This window comes from Aquiflexum lacus, assembly GCF_015476655.1.
Classification (GTDB): Bacteria; Bacteroidota; Bacteroidia; order Cytophagales; family Cyclobacteriaceae; genus Aquiflexum; species Aquiflexum lacus.
Genome location: NZ_JABFHF010000010.1, coordinates 159,444 through 172,445, shown reverse-complemented (window position 1 = coordinate 172,445; position 13,002 = coordinate 159,444). Strand labels below are relative to the sequence as shown.

The window sequence follows — 13,002 nt, the reverse complement described above, 5'->3', positions numbered from 1 at the left end:
ATAGACACATCGGGGTTTTTTCAAAGAAACTAACTTAACTATAATCCACCTATCAAAAGAATTACCCCTCTAAACTAAAATCAATATTTTCCTATCTCAATTGCCCCATATTTGAAAAAAAACATAAATAACAAGAATGAAAAATAAAATATCTAACCGAATGTGCTTATTGGGATTGGGGGTTTTGCTGCTGGTTTTAAGTCCGCAGTTCAACCTTTTTGCCCAAAAGATTGACATGAGTCAATTCAAGGAAATGAAAGCCCGGAATGTTGGCCCTGCTGCTATGAGCGGTAGAATTACCGCTATTGACGCTGTAGATGACAATCCTACTATTATTTATGCGGGATCCGCTTCAGGGGGTCTCTGGAAATCAACTTCAGGGGGCATTACCTGGACGCCGATATTTGATGAGGAAAAAGTCCACTCTATTGGTGCTATCTCCATTTACCAAAAAAACCCAAATATCATTTGGGTCGGTACCGGTGAAGGTAACCCTAGGAATTCACTGAATATGGGTTATGGTGTTTACAGGTCTTTGGATGCCGGTAAAACATGGCAAATGATGGGTCTGGAAAAAACCAGGGCTATACACAGAATTATTGTACATCCCGATGATCCGAATACGGTATTTGTTGGCGCAATTGGATCTCCATGGGGCGAACAAGAAGAAAGGGGAGTTTATAAAACCACTGATGGCGGAAAAACCTGGAATAAAATTCTTTACATAGATGTCAAAACGGGAGTCGGTGAAATGATCATGGACCCCAACAATCCGAACAAGATCTTTGTCAACATGTGGGAACACCGTCGTTATCCATGGTTTTTCAATTCAGGTGGAGCCTCATCAGGTTTGTTTGTAACCCTTGACGGGGGAGATAATTGGAAAAAACTGGATGACAAAACCGGATTGCCAAAAGGAAACTTGGGAAGAATGGGCCTTGCCATCTCCAAAGCCAACAGCAATAAAGTCTATGCATTGGTAGAATCTACAAAAAATGCGCTTTATGTCTCTGAGGATGGTGGTGATAATTTTAAAATGGTAAATGACAAACCTGAAATTGGTGACAGACCTTTTTATTATTTTGAAATTCATGCTGATCCTAAAAATGCTGACAGATTATTTACACTTTATTCAAGGGTAGGAATAACTGAAGATGGAGGACGAACTTTCAGCCAACTTCTTTCTTATGCAGGTGTTCACCCGGATCATCATGCCTGGTATATCAACCCCAACGACCCAAGCCTCATGATAGATGGAAACGACGGCGGTCTGAACATTACCCGGGATGGCGGAAAAACTTGGTATTTTGCTGAGAACATTCCTGTTGGACAATGGTACCATATCAATGTGGATAATGAAGTACCTTACAATATTTACGGTGGCCTTCAGGACAACGGCAGCTGGGTTGGCCCTGCTTATGTTTGGCGACGAGACGGCATCAGAAACACCTATTGGCAGGAAATTCAATTCGGTGATGGGTTCGACGTTGTTTCTGATCCTGAAAATTCAAGATACGGCTATTCCATGTCACAGGGGGGAAATGTCACTCGATTTGACAAAGAAACAGGACACAAAAGAACGATCAAGCCTACACATCCGGATAAAGATGTGTTCTTAAGATTCAATTGGAATGCAGCAATAGCACAGGATCCTCATGATGCGGCTACAATATATTACGGTAGCCAATTCCTGCACAAAAGTATGGACCGTGGTGAAACTTGGGAAATCATTTCCCCTGATTTATCCACCAATGATCCTGAAAAACAAAAACAGCAGGAAACAGGTGGCTTGACCTTTGATATTACAGGGGCAGAAAACCATACCACAATCATTGCGATTGCTCCAAGCCCAGTAGATAAAAATGTGATCTGGGTGGGCACTGATGATGGAAATGTACAAGTAACAAGAGATGGCGGAAAATCATGGTCCAATACATCAGCCAAACTTACCGGTTTACCTAAAGCGAGCTGGATCCCACAGATCCAAGCCTCAAAATATGATGCGGGAGAAGCGTGGATAGTCGCTAACAATTACCGAAACAATGATTTTTCTGCTTATGCCTACAGAACCAAAAATTATGGCAATACCTATGAAAGGATAGCAGATGACAATAAAGTGTGGGGATTTGCCCTTTCAATCATTCAGGATCCAGTTGAGCCAAACTTGGTGTTCCTCGGGACAGAATTCGGATTGTATGTGAGTTTCGACAATGCCAAGACCTGGAATCAGTGGAGACATGGCTATCCCAATGCCGTTTCAACTTATGACATGGTCATACAGGAAAGAGAGGCTGATTTGGTTATCGGTACCTTTGGACGTTCCATATATGTATTGGATGATATCAGGCCATTGAGGGTTTTTGCTAAAAACCAAGGTAAAGCACCTGCCGGAAAAATAACAGCTGTTCCATCTTCGGAAGCCTATCAGGCAGAAATCCATCAGCCACATGGTGAAAGATTCCCGGCCGATGGAAAATATGCTGCTGAAAACAGGCCATTAGGTGGGAGATTAAACTTTGTTATCAATGATCCGGGAAAAGAGAAACTGGATTCAGTGACAGTTTCCATCTTTGACGCAGCCGGTCAACAAATCAGAACCATCAAAAAACTTCCAACCCAAGGTGTCAATCAGGTGATCTGGAATCTTGACAGGAAATCTTCTGTGGATACACCAATGCGAAGAGGAGGAGGAAGTCAAAGAGAGCGAGGTTTTTTTGAACCAAGCGGCGGTGATGCACTTCCCGGAACTTATAAAGTGGTTTATCAGTATGGCGACGCAAGTTCAGAGGGATCAATAGTAGTCCATACAGATCCTAGAATCAAGACGGATTTGGCAAGCCTTAAAGCACGTGAAGAATTCATCAAACAGACAGAAGTCTTGTCCGCTGAAGTCATTAAAGCCACAAGACAGCTTGATGATGCCAAAAACACAGTGGACAAAATCCTCACATTTGCCAAAGACGTCGATGATGCAGAAGTCAAAGCATTGGTAAAACTTGCCGAGGAGACCAAAAAGAAAATAGACACTACCCGAGAGGCATTCTACGGCCCCACTAGAGAAGGTCAGGGAATTGTCAGGAATTTGTATCCAACCACAATGACCAGATTATATGCCCCTAGAAGCTATGCCAACTCCTCTTACGGAGCTCCGGGACAAACTGAGGAAAGGTTATTGCAACAGGCCAAAGAAAGTGCTGAGGAGGCTCTAAAAGTGTGGAATGAGTTCTTTGAAAATGACTGGAAGGCATTTGAAGAAAAAGCCAGAAACACCAAGATTGATATTTTCAAGGAGATTGAGAAGGTGGAGATTAAATAGTTGGAAGATGGGAGACCGAAGACCGAAGTAGGTTACATTTAAATATTCAGACTTGAAATAATAATTAACCACCCCAGTAAACTGTGGTGGTTATTTTATTATTCCATCTTGTCGTAGACTAGTGTTGGCGCTAAGCGTATTCCGTAAAGTTTTTTATGGGTTTTTGGTATACTATTGATTTCCGGGTTATTTTTCGCAGGTACAGTATTAAGCCAATTATCATATTAGAATTAATATGTATTTTTATAAAAAATCTTGATAAAAAATGGACTACAGAGAAATAATAACCATCGAGCCAGGTAAAAGAGGGGGTAAACCCTGTATAAGAGGTATGAGAATAACCGTCTATGATATTTTAGGCTATCTGGCTTCCGGAATGACGAATGAAGAGATTCTGCAAGATTTTCCTGAATTAACTCTTGATGATATCAAAGCAAGTTTAGCTTATGCAGCAGATGCTGAAAAGAAAGTCAAGTTATCTGTCTAGGTTTTAATATTGCAGATGAAGATTTTAATAGACGAAAATCTGAGTTGGAGAATCAAGAAGTATTTTGTCAATACTATTGATGAAATCAAGCATGTGTCAGATGTGAAATTGTTAAATTCTCCTGACCAGGATATCTGGAATTGGGCAAAGAATCATAAATATGATATATTGACAAAGGATACGGATTTTTATTTTTTGAGTTCTTTTTATGGGTGTCCTCCCAAAATCATAAGACTTAATGTTGGGAATCTGTCAACCAACCTTATTGTTGAAAAAATCTTTATAAATTTTGACACTATAGAATCTTTTTTAAATCAAAAGGATGATTGCTATTTGGATATCTTTTGAGAAAAAAATCAAGCAAAATCATTTATAACCACCACGACCCGCCGACCAAAATCAAAGGAGAAATTACACTTTTCTATCCAATAGAATTTGAGAAAAGGGAAGACCTCCAACTGCGAAATCGGCCAATTGAAAATTGGTTAAATTATGCGGGTGGAGTTGCAAACTCACCCAGCCACCGGCGAAAGCTTATTCTACACCTAAAGGTGGCAGGTCGCCACGTTTTCGGACAATGATGAAATCCCCAAAGCATATCTGCAATACCTGTATTTTGACAATGATTATAAGTTTAAAAAATCCGGATTCAGGCAGGTAAGCGAGCAGGGGGTACAGCTTCTAAATATTAACCCGAATTTTCACCAAATCCTTGATGGTTGCAAGGCGGGTGGGAAGACAATCCGCCGGGCCGGCGCAGGCCAAGTGTGTAAGCCTAGGATCGGATTGTCTTGATTTTTTTGTTACTTTTTTGATCAAGCAAAAAAGTAAGAGGAAATAAGGAATGAAAACTTCAAAAATATTGGTCCTGAAAAAAAGGGATAACATCCTAAAGCTTTCAGGATAGGCTCAGACACTCCATTCCGAGGGGGATTTGCACCTTTGGTAAATCAAGGTAATGACCCCGTCAGAGCGTAGTTTGGCGTTGACGCCAGGTGTAGTCCCTTACAGCTGTTGGGCGCAACCAAACCTTTCGATCTAATAGAATTTGCAATTCGTGTTTCAAGAGTTAACTTTAGAAATGTGAAGACCTCAAACTGCGAAATAGGCCAATTTCAAATTGGTTAGAATATGCGGGTGAAGTTGCAAACTTCACCCAGTCTACATCAAAACTTTATTCTAAACCTAGGGGGGGTCAGCCCTACATTCCCAGTCAAATTATCTGGAAGTGTAGGCGTGGGATTTACCATTAATTTATCAAAATTTAGAAGATAAAAATTTAAATAGTATGAAAAATAATATTTTGTTTGTCTTTCTTATAATTCTTTTAGAAAGCTGCGACTATTGCAAAACTGCAGAAAAGATAGCTATGAGAGAGGTCATTGGAATTGTGGATTCAAAAAAGAAACTTGAATGGAATCGGGGAGAACAAACTATAATATATAAATCTGGAGCAAATCAAATGGAAGCATATGAAATTTTAAGGGATGAAAGCGGGTTATGGGATTTTGTTGAAAAGGGTGATAGTTTATTTAAACCTCTTAACGATAAAAGAATGAAAGTTTATAGAAATGGTGATTTAGCCGGAGAGTTTTTGATGGATATAGGTTGCTTAAAACATTTAAGAAATGAAAAATAATCTGTTTTGGCCATTCTGGCGTCTGAAAGGAAGTTCTTCCCATACAAATAAAGAGATTGAAGAAATATTGCTTAGGGATAAATCCTCAGAATTTTTTAATTTTTCATTGTTGAAGTCAAATAAATCCCTGATAACTATATCCTACAATATTATAATTGTTCAACTCTTGCAATTAAATTTAGTATTATCAGAATTTAAAAATGAACAAAGGTTGGTAGAGATAAAAATTAGGTTTTCGAATATTTTACTCGTAATCTATTTCCTACAGATAGTAATAGCTTTAGCTTGTCTGGTTTTGGCAGCCCTATATTTGAGTAATAGTGTTTTTAAAACACTTTTTATGGTTCTGTTAATTTTCATTTACTTAATTGTCATCATAAATTTTATATTTTTTAAATCCCAATTGCTTAAAAGATTAGAAAATAAAGGGTTAATTAACACATGATTAGAAAGACCATAAGCTGATAAAGTCTATATTGAAGGACATCGTAGGAGGTTATAAAAACTGCTTGAAGATCAAATTTTAGAATTGGTGCAGCGGACAGTCCTTATCTATAACCCCCATCTGGGTGAAGATTGGCGAAGGCGCTAGGTGTAGATTGCATCTACACCTTCTCGACTTTGGTTCTTTACAACATAAATAATAAAAAAGGCTGTAAATTTTGTTTTATGGTCTTTTATTTTGATATTTATATCTAGTTAAACCACTAGATATGGGATATAAAACCAAAGTCCAGCTCATCAAAAGACTGAAAAGCGAACAGTACTATGTCAATTTTCCGGCAGCCGTTGCCCAGGCCATTGAATTTACCGCCGGTGAGGAGGTCGAATGGCTCATTGACGACCATCAAAACCTGGTGTTGAGAAGAAGTGATTCTGCTGTGGCAGTGCTCAAAAAAAAACTGAAGACCAAACCAACCTGAAATCAATCTTCGATGCCATTTTTGACTGCTGCACCGGTGCCTTCAAACAGAAAAGGACCAAAGCCAGGGTCAATGAGCTCGCCCACGGCCTGCTCACCTGCACCGGACGGGCCACCATTACCGGAATGCTCATAGCAATTGGCAGACAATTTTTGGATTGGACCGCTGCCTACCAGTTGTTTTGGGGTTCCAGAATGAATACCGACAGGCTATTTGATGTCTCATTACAAGTTTGCCTCGAACAGCTGGGGCCCAAACAGATCATCGTTGCCCATCTGGATGATACGGTTATAAGAAAAACCGGTAAAACCATTGCCGGGACCGGTTGGCGCAGGGACCCCCTGGGCCCTGCCTTTCATACAAATTTCATCTGGGCCCAACGGTTTATCCAAATTTCCCTGTCCCTGCATGACCAGACCGATCTCAACAGTCAGTCCCGGGCAATTGCGGTGGACTTTCACCACAGCCCCAGTGTGAAAAAACCGGGCAAAAACGCCGGTGATGAAGACAGGCGTGCATTTGCTGAATCAAAAAAACAACAAAACCTCAGCAAGCAGGGACTGTCAAGGATAAAACTGTTAAGGTCCAGGCTGGATGGGCACGGCGCATCGGAAAGACAACTTTTCCTGAGTGTGGACGGCAGTTATACCAACGGCACAATATTGAAGGGACTGCCTTCCCGGGTCACACTGATCGGTAGGGTGAGGAAGGATGCGACGCTTAATTATCTGCCGGAATCGGAAAAAACAAAAGGCAGGAACAGGAAATACGGAGACCCGGCACCCACGCCCGAACAGATAAGACAGTCGGACGCCTTACCATGGCAGGAAGTAGCGGGATGGGCCGCGGGCAAAAAACATACCTTCAAGGTAAAAGTTGTCAGTTCACTTAAATGGAGAGCGGCCGGCCAGGCACGTACTTTTCAATTGGTGGTGATCAGCCCCCTGGCTTACAGGCTGAAAAAAGGCGGCAGGTTGCTGTACCGCAAACCGGCTTATCTGGTCTGTTCTGACAATGATATGGATATTGAAACCCTGTTACAGGCCTATTTATGGAGATGGGAGATCGAAGTCAACTTCAGGGACGAGAAAAGTACGAACGGTTGCGGGGAGGCACAGGTGCGAAATGAAATTGCAGCGGTTAAAGTCCCCCAGTTTGTGGTGGCAATGCACGCCTTTGTACACCTGGCAGATATTATACTCAACAAGTCAACTACCGCCGCTGTATTGCCAAGAGCTAAATGGGAACAAAAAAACATACACCTCAGGCCATCTACCAATAACATCCTCAACAACTTCAGGGGATGCTATGTGTTCGGAAAAATGGGGAAATCTTTCTCCGACTTCGTAGCAAAACAAAGGCTGATCACTAATGCCATCAATCCGATGATTGACGCAGTAAACCCACTTTTTTATATCCGGAGATAACCAAACTCCAGAGGGTGTAATTGCAAATTACACCCAGCCCATCACCGAAAGATTATTATACACCTAGAATGGGGCCGGCTCCAGCCAAGTGTGTGCCTAGGATCGGATTGTCTTGTCCCGAGCTATCGGGATTGTTACTTTCCTGCCCTCCGGGAGGCGGTTTTGATTAAGCAAAAAAGTAAGAGGGAATAAGGAATAAAAATCTCAGGAAAGGTATATATGAAATAAGGATTTGATTTTCAGGCTATAAGGATAATCTCAACGGCAAAATTGGCCTATTATAAATTAGTAAGAAAATAAGGGTGATGTTGCAAACCGATGGCTCGGGTTTAACCCAGTCACCATCAAAATTTCATTCTAACCTAATGGGAGTAAAGACAAGTGGTGTAATTGCAATTTAAACCTGGCGAGAGATTGCCACGTCGCACGAAGGTTTGCCCAGAAAATCTAAACCTCTGAAGTGCTCCTCGCAATGACGGTCTAGGTCACAAAAATCATCACCCCCCATAATGCTCCTCATAGTACTTCTGATAATTGCCTGAGGTCACATTATTCAGCCAATCTTCATTTTCCAGATACCAATCGATGGTTTTTTCTATCCCTTCCTCAAATTGGAGACTAGGTTCCCATCCAAGTTCCTTTTGGATTTTTGAGGCATCAATGGCATAGCGGTGGTCATGCCCTGCCCTGTCTTTTACATAAGTAATCAGTTTTTCTGAAGTGCCGGATGCCCTGCCGAGTTTGGCATCCATTTTTTGACAAAGCAATTGGACGATATCAATGTTTTTCCATTCATTGAATCCTCCGATATTGTAAGTTTCTCCTGCCCTACCTTCATGGAAAACCAGATCAATAGCTCTTGCATGGTCAACAACATACAGCCAATCCCTGATATTTTCTCCTTTCCCATAGACAGGTAAAGGTTTGTTGTTTTTGATGTTGTGGATACAAAGTGGGATTAATTTCTCTGGAAATTGATTGGGGCCGTAATTGTTGGAACAATTGGTAATGACGGTTTTCATTTTATAAGTATTGGCATAAGCCCTTACAAAATGATCTGAGGATGCCTTGGATGCCGAATAGGGAGATTGCGGATCATAAGGTGTAGTCTCGGTAAAGAACCCGCCGTCTTCCAATGAACCATACACCTCATCGGTGGAAATATGGTAGAACAGATGGTTTTCCAAATCTCCCCAATAATCTTTTGCTACATTCAGCAGATTAACCGTACCTATCACATTGGTTTTTACAAATGCCAAAGGATCAGTTATCGACCTGTCCACGTGGGATTCAGCAGCCAAATGGATAACGTCTGTAACAGCATGTTTTGCAAAAACAGCTTCTAATTCAGACACATCCAAAAGGTTTACTTTCTCGAAAATGTAATTTGGGCTACTTTCAATTGCTCTCAGATTCTCCAAATTCCCGGCATAGGTCAGGCAATCGAGGTTGATGATATTGTAGTCGGGGTATTTTTCTACAAAGAGCTTCACAACATGACAGCCTATAAAACCGGCTCCACCTGTGATCAAAATATTCCTTTTCATCATTAAATTTAAAAATTGAAAGATTGAAAGATTGGAAAATTGGAAATACTTTTTCGCTGTGGCGGATTGATTTTTCGATAAATTAATCTTATTTCAAGAATAGTAGAAACTAGCATAATCTAAGACGATTTTATTTTCCGTAAAACTCATTGTACCAAGCTACAAACTTGGCTACACCATCTTCCACAGAAGTATTGGGTTGGTATCCGGTGTCTCTTTTCAAATCCGTGACATCCGCATAGGTGGCTGGCACATCGCCTTGTTGTAGCGGCAACATATTTTTCTTGGCTGTTTTCCCCAAGGCTTTTTCCAAAGCACCGATATAGTCCATCAACTCAACAGGATTGGAATTGCCAATATTGTAGACTTTGAAAGGGGCATATGAACTACCGGGTTCCGGATTATCTCCGGACCATTCGGGATTTGGTGTGGCAGGTCTGTTAGCGACTCTGACAATACCTTCTACTATGTCATCGATGTAGGTAAAATCCCTCTTCATTTTACCATGATTGAATACCTGAATCGGTTCATCTTTTTTGATGGCCTCTATGAACAGGAACAAAGCCATATCCGGTCTGCCCCAAGGCCCATAGACAGTAAAAAACCTCAAACCTGTCGTGGGAATATTGAACAAATGGCTGTAGGTATGGGCCATCAATTCATTTGATTTTTTGGTGGCGGCATACAAACTTACCGGGTGATCGATATTATGGTTGGTGGCAAAAGGCATTTTGGTATTGGCACCATATACAGAACTGGAAGAAGCGTAAACCAAATGCTTGACCGGATAGGCCCTACAAGCTTCGAGAATATTCAAAAATCCCTGAATATTGGCCTGAATATACACATCGGGATTGGTCAATGAATACCTTACACCGGCTTGGGCGGCAAGGTTGATGACCACATCCACTTTTTCCTTTTCAAATATGGACATCATGGTCTCCTTATCGGAGAGATCCATTTGATAAAAAGTATAAGCTTCGTATTTATTTGAATGGACTGCTTTTCCTGAGGAAATCTTATTTTTCTCGATCCCACACTCCTCCAACCTTCTGTATTTCAGATTGACATCATAATAGTCATTGATCACATCAAGACCGACAACGGCATCTCCTCTTTTTAAAAGATATTGGGCGACATGGAAGCCTATAAATCCGGCTGTACCGGTAATCAGATATTTCATCTTTTTATTATTAAAATTGAAAAACCAAAAAAACAAATAATTTCAAAATATGTAACCGAAATCTTTATTTAATTTGAATTAAACCTATCATTTCATTTCGATTTTTTCCTGAGGCACAAATTTATTGTATTCTTCCAAAATCAGATGATGCATATTTTCCCTTTCGTATTTTTCAGTCACTTCTTCAAAAAGGTTATCTGCCAAGGATTGCATGTAATCTCTTTTCACATACGCAAATTCAAGCGCATCCCTTAACACCTCTGTTTTCCTGACAGGGAAAACCAAACCAGTCTTTTTATTGGTTACAATATCCAAATTGCCAATAATATTGGAACAAATCACGGGAACCTGCATCGCTCCTGCCTCCAAAAGCACATTGGGAAAGCCTTCTCTATGGGATGCATGCACCAACACATCAGCCAATGCCATATAGTGCGCGACATGATCTGTCCATTCGATCTGAACGATTCTTGGGTGATCTTGTATCTTTCTCACCACTTCCTGATCCAAAGGATTGAGGTCCTGTTCGAAAGAACCCAACAAAACCAATTTGGCCCTATCCGACAATTTGGAGCCAATAAAAGCATTTACCAATTCTTCTATTCCCTTATCCTTTACCAATCTTCCAACTGCCAGAATGACAAAATCATTATCTGAAGGCATAATCCTCATGGTGGCAGCCACCAAATGATTTTCCTTCAATGAATGCCTATTAAATTTCTTCAGGTCAACACCATTTGAAGATCCATGTCCTATGACTTTAAGTTTGGCAGGTTCCACCAAGCCTTCTTTGATGATAAACTCTTTGAGAGACTCCGCATTTGCCCATACTTCTGTTGCAGAGGCATAGGTGGATTTCTCCATTTTAATCAAAAGACTCTTCTTTTGTTTTTCAGCAACTACATACGGGAGACCTGCAACTGTATGAATACGGACTTTGACCCCTGCCAATTTAGCTGCCCACATAGAAAGTAAACCTGCTTTAGGAGTATGAGAATGAACGATATCTGGCTTTTCGGTTTTAAAAAGATTGTAAAGCTTCCAAAGGCAGACCAAATCCTGAAAGGGTGTGATTTTTCTGGTAAAGGGAATAATGTGATGGGCACAACCTTCCCTTCTTTCTATCTCATTGATTTCTTTGCCATCAGCACTGACCATACTCACTTCCCAGCCAGCATCCTTCATATATTTCATTTGACCTGACAAAAGCAGCTTAAGTGAGATGGGGACGGTTGTGACGCGGATTAATTTTGGCATTCAGTTTTTTGTTTTTAAAATGACAAATATACCTTTTTATTGCTTTGGGAATGGGAAATTTTTGAAAAAAGTCACAGATTCAATCTCCATCCTCCAACTTAAATACTTCATCCAGTTTAACCTGAAATACGTTACAAATTTTTAGGGCAAGTACAGTAGAGGGTACATATTTACCCGATTCAATGGAATTGATGGTCTGCCTGGATACCCCAACAGATTCGGCCAAATCCTGTTGGGTCATGTCTTTTTTGGCACGTTCTACTTTGACGGTGTTTTTCATATCAACTCAAACTAGATCAAAGCAAGTGTATTCTGCTGTTTATACATCAACCACCTGAATCTGATGATGAATGCCAACTGAATTGAAAACATGTTAAAACCCATGAATTCGAGATAACCTGAGTTGTAAAAAACCAAAGTACCAATTACCGTAAGCAGACCATAGACATAAAATGCTATAAGCAAGCTGTCCAACCTGAGCTTCTGAATGTATTCATCTTCTTGTTTTTCTTTCGAGAAAGCGATGAAAAACAAAGAGATAAAAGTTCCTATGATGGAAACTTCATTGGTGAAATTTTCATTTTCTGAGGCAAAAATGTCACCGACCCTGAAATCTTTCCATGTCAGCCAATCGAATTCGAAGTTATAAAAGCTATTTAACACCAATAGGAGAGCCATGGGCCAAAACAGGATCCATCCTATCATCTGAAATCTTTGAGGCAATAATATTTTCGTCAACATGGCAAGAAGGGTTTTAAAATTCTTTTGAGGCTTTCCAAATTTGATACTTGAATGCAACAAAAACATATGCACTCAATAAAAACATGACCAATGCAGCTGAAATCGGTGGACCTGAAATGTCAGAATAATCAGTTTTACCAAAAAAATGTATCAAAATCAAAACACCCAATCCCCACATCAACCAATAGAACCCTGTCTGAAATGCCTGTAGCCTGAACATTTTGATCATTTCATCTTCCTCTTTCTCTTTGGTTAGTATCAGAATAATAAATCCAATCGCCCAAAATGAGTAAGTAATTTCAGCAACGTCATTGCCTGAAATTTCTATTCCAATCACCTCTGATAATTGAAGTATTTTCAGGATGATCACCAAAAAAACAGGAAATGGAAAAAAGAAATAAGCCAATTTTGACCACTTTCTCTCCAACATCGGAACATTTAAGATTTTGTCATTACTCATAATTGTAAAGATATTTTTACCA

The 13,002-nt window shown here is 40.3% G+C and carries 13 protein-coding genes; 7 read left to right on the top strand and 6 right to left on the bottom strand.

The features are described 5' to 3' along the window. The first annotated feature begins 136 nt into the window (after positions 1 to 136). The 7 genes from HMJ38_RS11285 (at position 137) to HMJ38_RS11255 (ending at position 7,792) form a co-directional block, all read left to right on the top strand. A complete protein-coding gene (locus tag HMJ38_RS11285; protein WP_194974499.1) occupies positions 137 to 3,316 on the top strand; it encodes a WD40/YVTN/BNR-like repeat-containing protein in 3,180 nt (1,059 codons plus the stop codon). 265 nt (positions 3,317 to 3,581) lie between these two features. Next, positions 3,582 to 3,803 carry a DUF433 domain-containing protein gene (locus HMJ38_RS11280; protein ID WP_084120928.1) on the top strand — a complete coding sequence of 74 codons (222 nt, stop codon included), beginning with the start codon at positions 3,582 to 3,584 and terminating at the stop codon, positions 3,801 to 3,803. A 15-nt stretch (positions 3,804 to 3,818) separates the two neighbouring features. Continuing rightward, positions 3,819 to 4,151 carry a DUF5615 family PIN-like protein gene (locus HMJ38_RS25790; RefSeq protein WP_194974498.1) on the top strand — a complete coding sequence of 111 codons (333 nt, stop codon included), beginning with the start codon at positions 3,819 to 3,821 and terminating at the stop codon, positions 4,149 to 4,151. Between the two features lie 940 nt (positions 4,152 to 5,091). After that, positions 5,092 to 5,442 (top strand): hypothetical protein, encoded by a 351-nt coding sequence (locus tag HMJ38_RS11270; RefSeq protein ID WP_194974497.1) that lies wholly within the window; start codon positions 5,092 to 5,094, stop codon positions 5,440 to 5,442. Then, positions 5,432 to 5,887, top strand: coding sequence for a hypothetical protein (locus tag HMJ38_RS11265; protein WP_194974496.1), 456 nt, complete (start codon positions 5,432 to 5,434; stop codon positions 5,885 to 5,887). Before HMJ38_RS11270 ends, HMJ38_RS11265 begins: the two co-directional genes overlap by 11 nt. A 268-nt stretch (positions 5,888 to 6,155) precedes the next feature. Then, entirely contained in the window at positions 6,156 to 6,365 is a 210-nt protein-coding gene (locus HMJ38_RS11260; RefSeq protein ID WP_194974495.1) for a hypothetical protein, read from the top strand. Beyond that, positions 6,362 to 7,792 carry a transposase gene (locus tag HMJ38_RS11255; RefSeq protein ID WP_262892887.1) on the top strand — a complete coding sequence of 477 codons (1,431 nt, stop codon included), beginning with the start codon at positions 6,362 to 6,364 and terminating at the stop codon, positions 7,790 to 7,792. The genes HMJ38_RS11260 and HMJ38_RS11255 overlap by 4 nt, the downstream gene beginning before the upstream one ends. 497 nt (positions 7,793 to 8,289) lie before the next feature. Here the strand turns inward: HMJ38_RS11255 and rfbB are convergent, their stop codons facing one another. From rfbB to HMJ38_RS11225, 6 genes are all read right to left on the bottom strand, one after another. Further along, a complete protein-coding gene (rfbB, locus tag HMJ38_RS11250) occupies positions 8,290 to 9,339 on the bottom strand; it encodes a dTDP-glucose 4,6-dehydratase (RefSeq protein WP_194974528.1) in 1,050 nt (349 codons plus the stop codon). Between the two features lie 130 nt (positions 9,340 to 9,469). Then, positions 9,470 to 10,522: an NAD-dependent epimerase gene (locus HMJ38_RS11245; RefSeq protein WP_194974494.1), complete on the bottom strand. Its 1,053-nt coding sequence runs from the start codon at positions 10,520 to 10,522 to the stop codon at positions 9,470 to 9,472. Between the two features lie 87 nt (positions 10,523 to 10,609). Beyond that, positions 10,610 to 11,779: a glycosyltransferase family 4 protein gene (locus HMJ38_RS11240; RefSeq protein ID WP_194974493.1), complete on the bottom strand. Its 1,170-nt coding sequence runs from the start codon at positions 11,777 to 11,779 to the stop codon at positions 10,610 to 10,612. A gap of 79 nt (positions 11,780 to 11,858) precedes the next feature. Continuing rightward, positions 11,859 to 12,059 carry a helix-turn-helix transcriptional regulator gene (locus HMJ38_RS11235; protein WP_194974492.1) on the bottom strand — a complete coding sequence of 67 codons (201 nt, stop codon included), beginning with the start codon at positions 12,057 to 12,059 and terminating at the stop codon, positions 11,859 to 11,861. Between the two features lie 11 nt (positions 12,060 to 12,070). After that, positions 12,071 to 12,520 carry a hypothetical protein gene (locus HMJ38_RS11230; protein ID WP_194974491.1) on the bottom strand — a complete coding sequence of 150 codons (450 nt, stop codon included), beginning with the start codon at positions 12,518 to 12,520 and terminating at the stop codon, positions 12,071 to 12,073. Between the two features lie 13 nt (positions 12,521 to 12,533). Further along, complete coding sequence (locus HMJ38_RS11225; RefSeq protein WP_228780010.1) at positions 12,534 to 12,980, bottom strand: hypothetical protein; 447 nt, start codon at positions 12,978 to 12,980, stop codon at positions 12,534 to 12,536. Between the last annotated feature and the right edge of the window lie 22 nt (positions 12,981 to 13,002).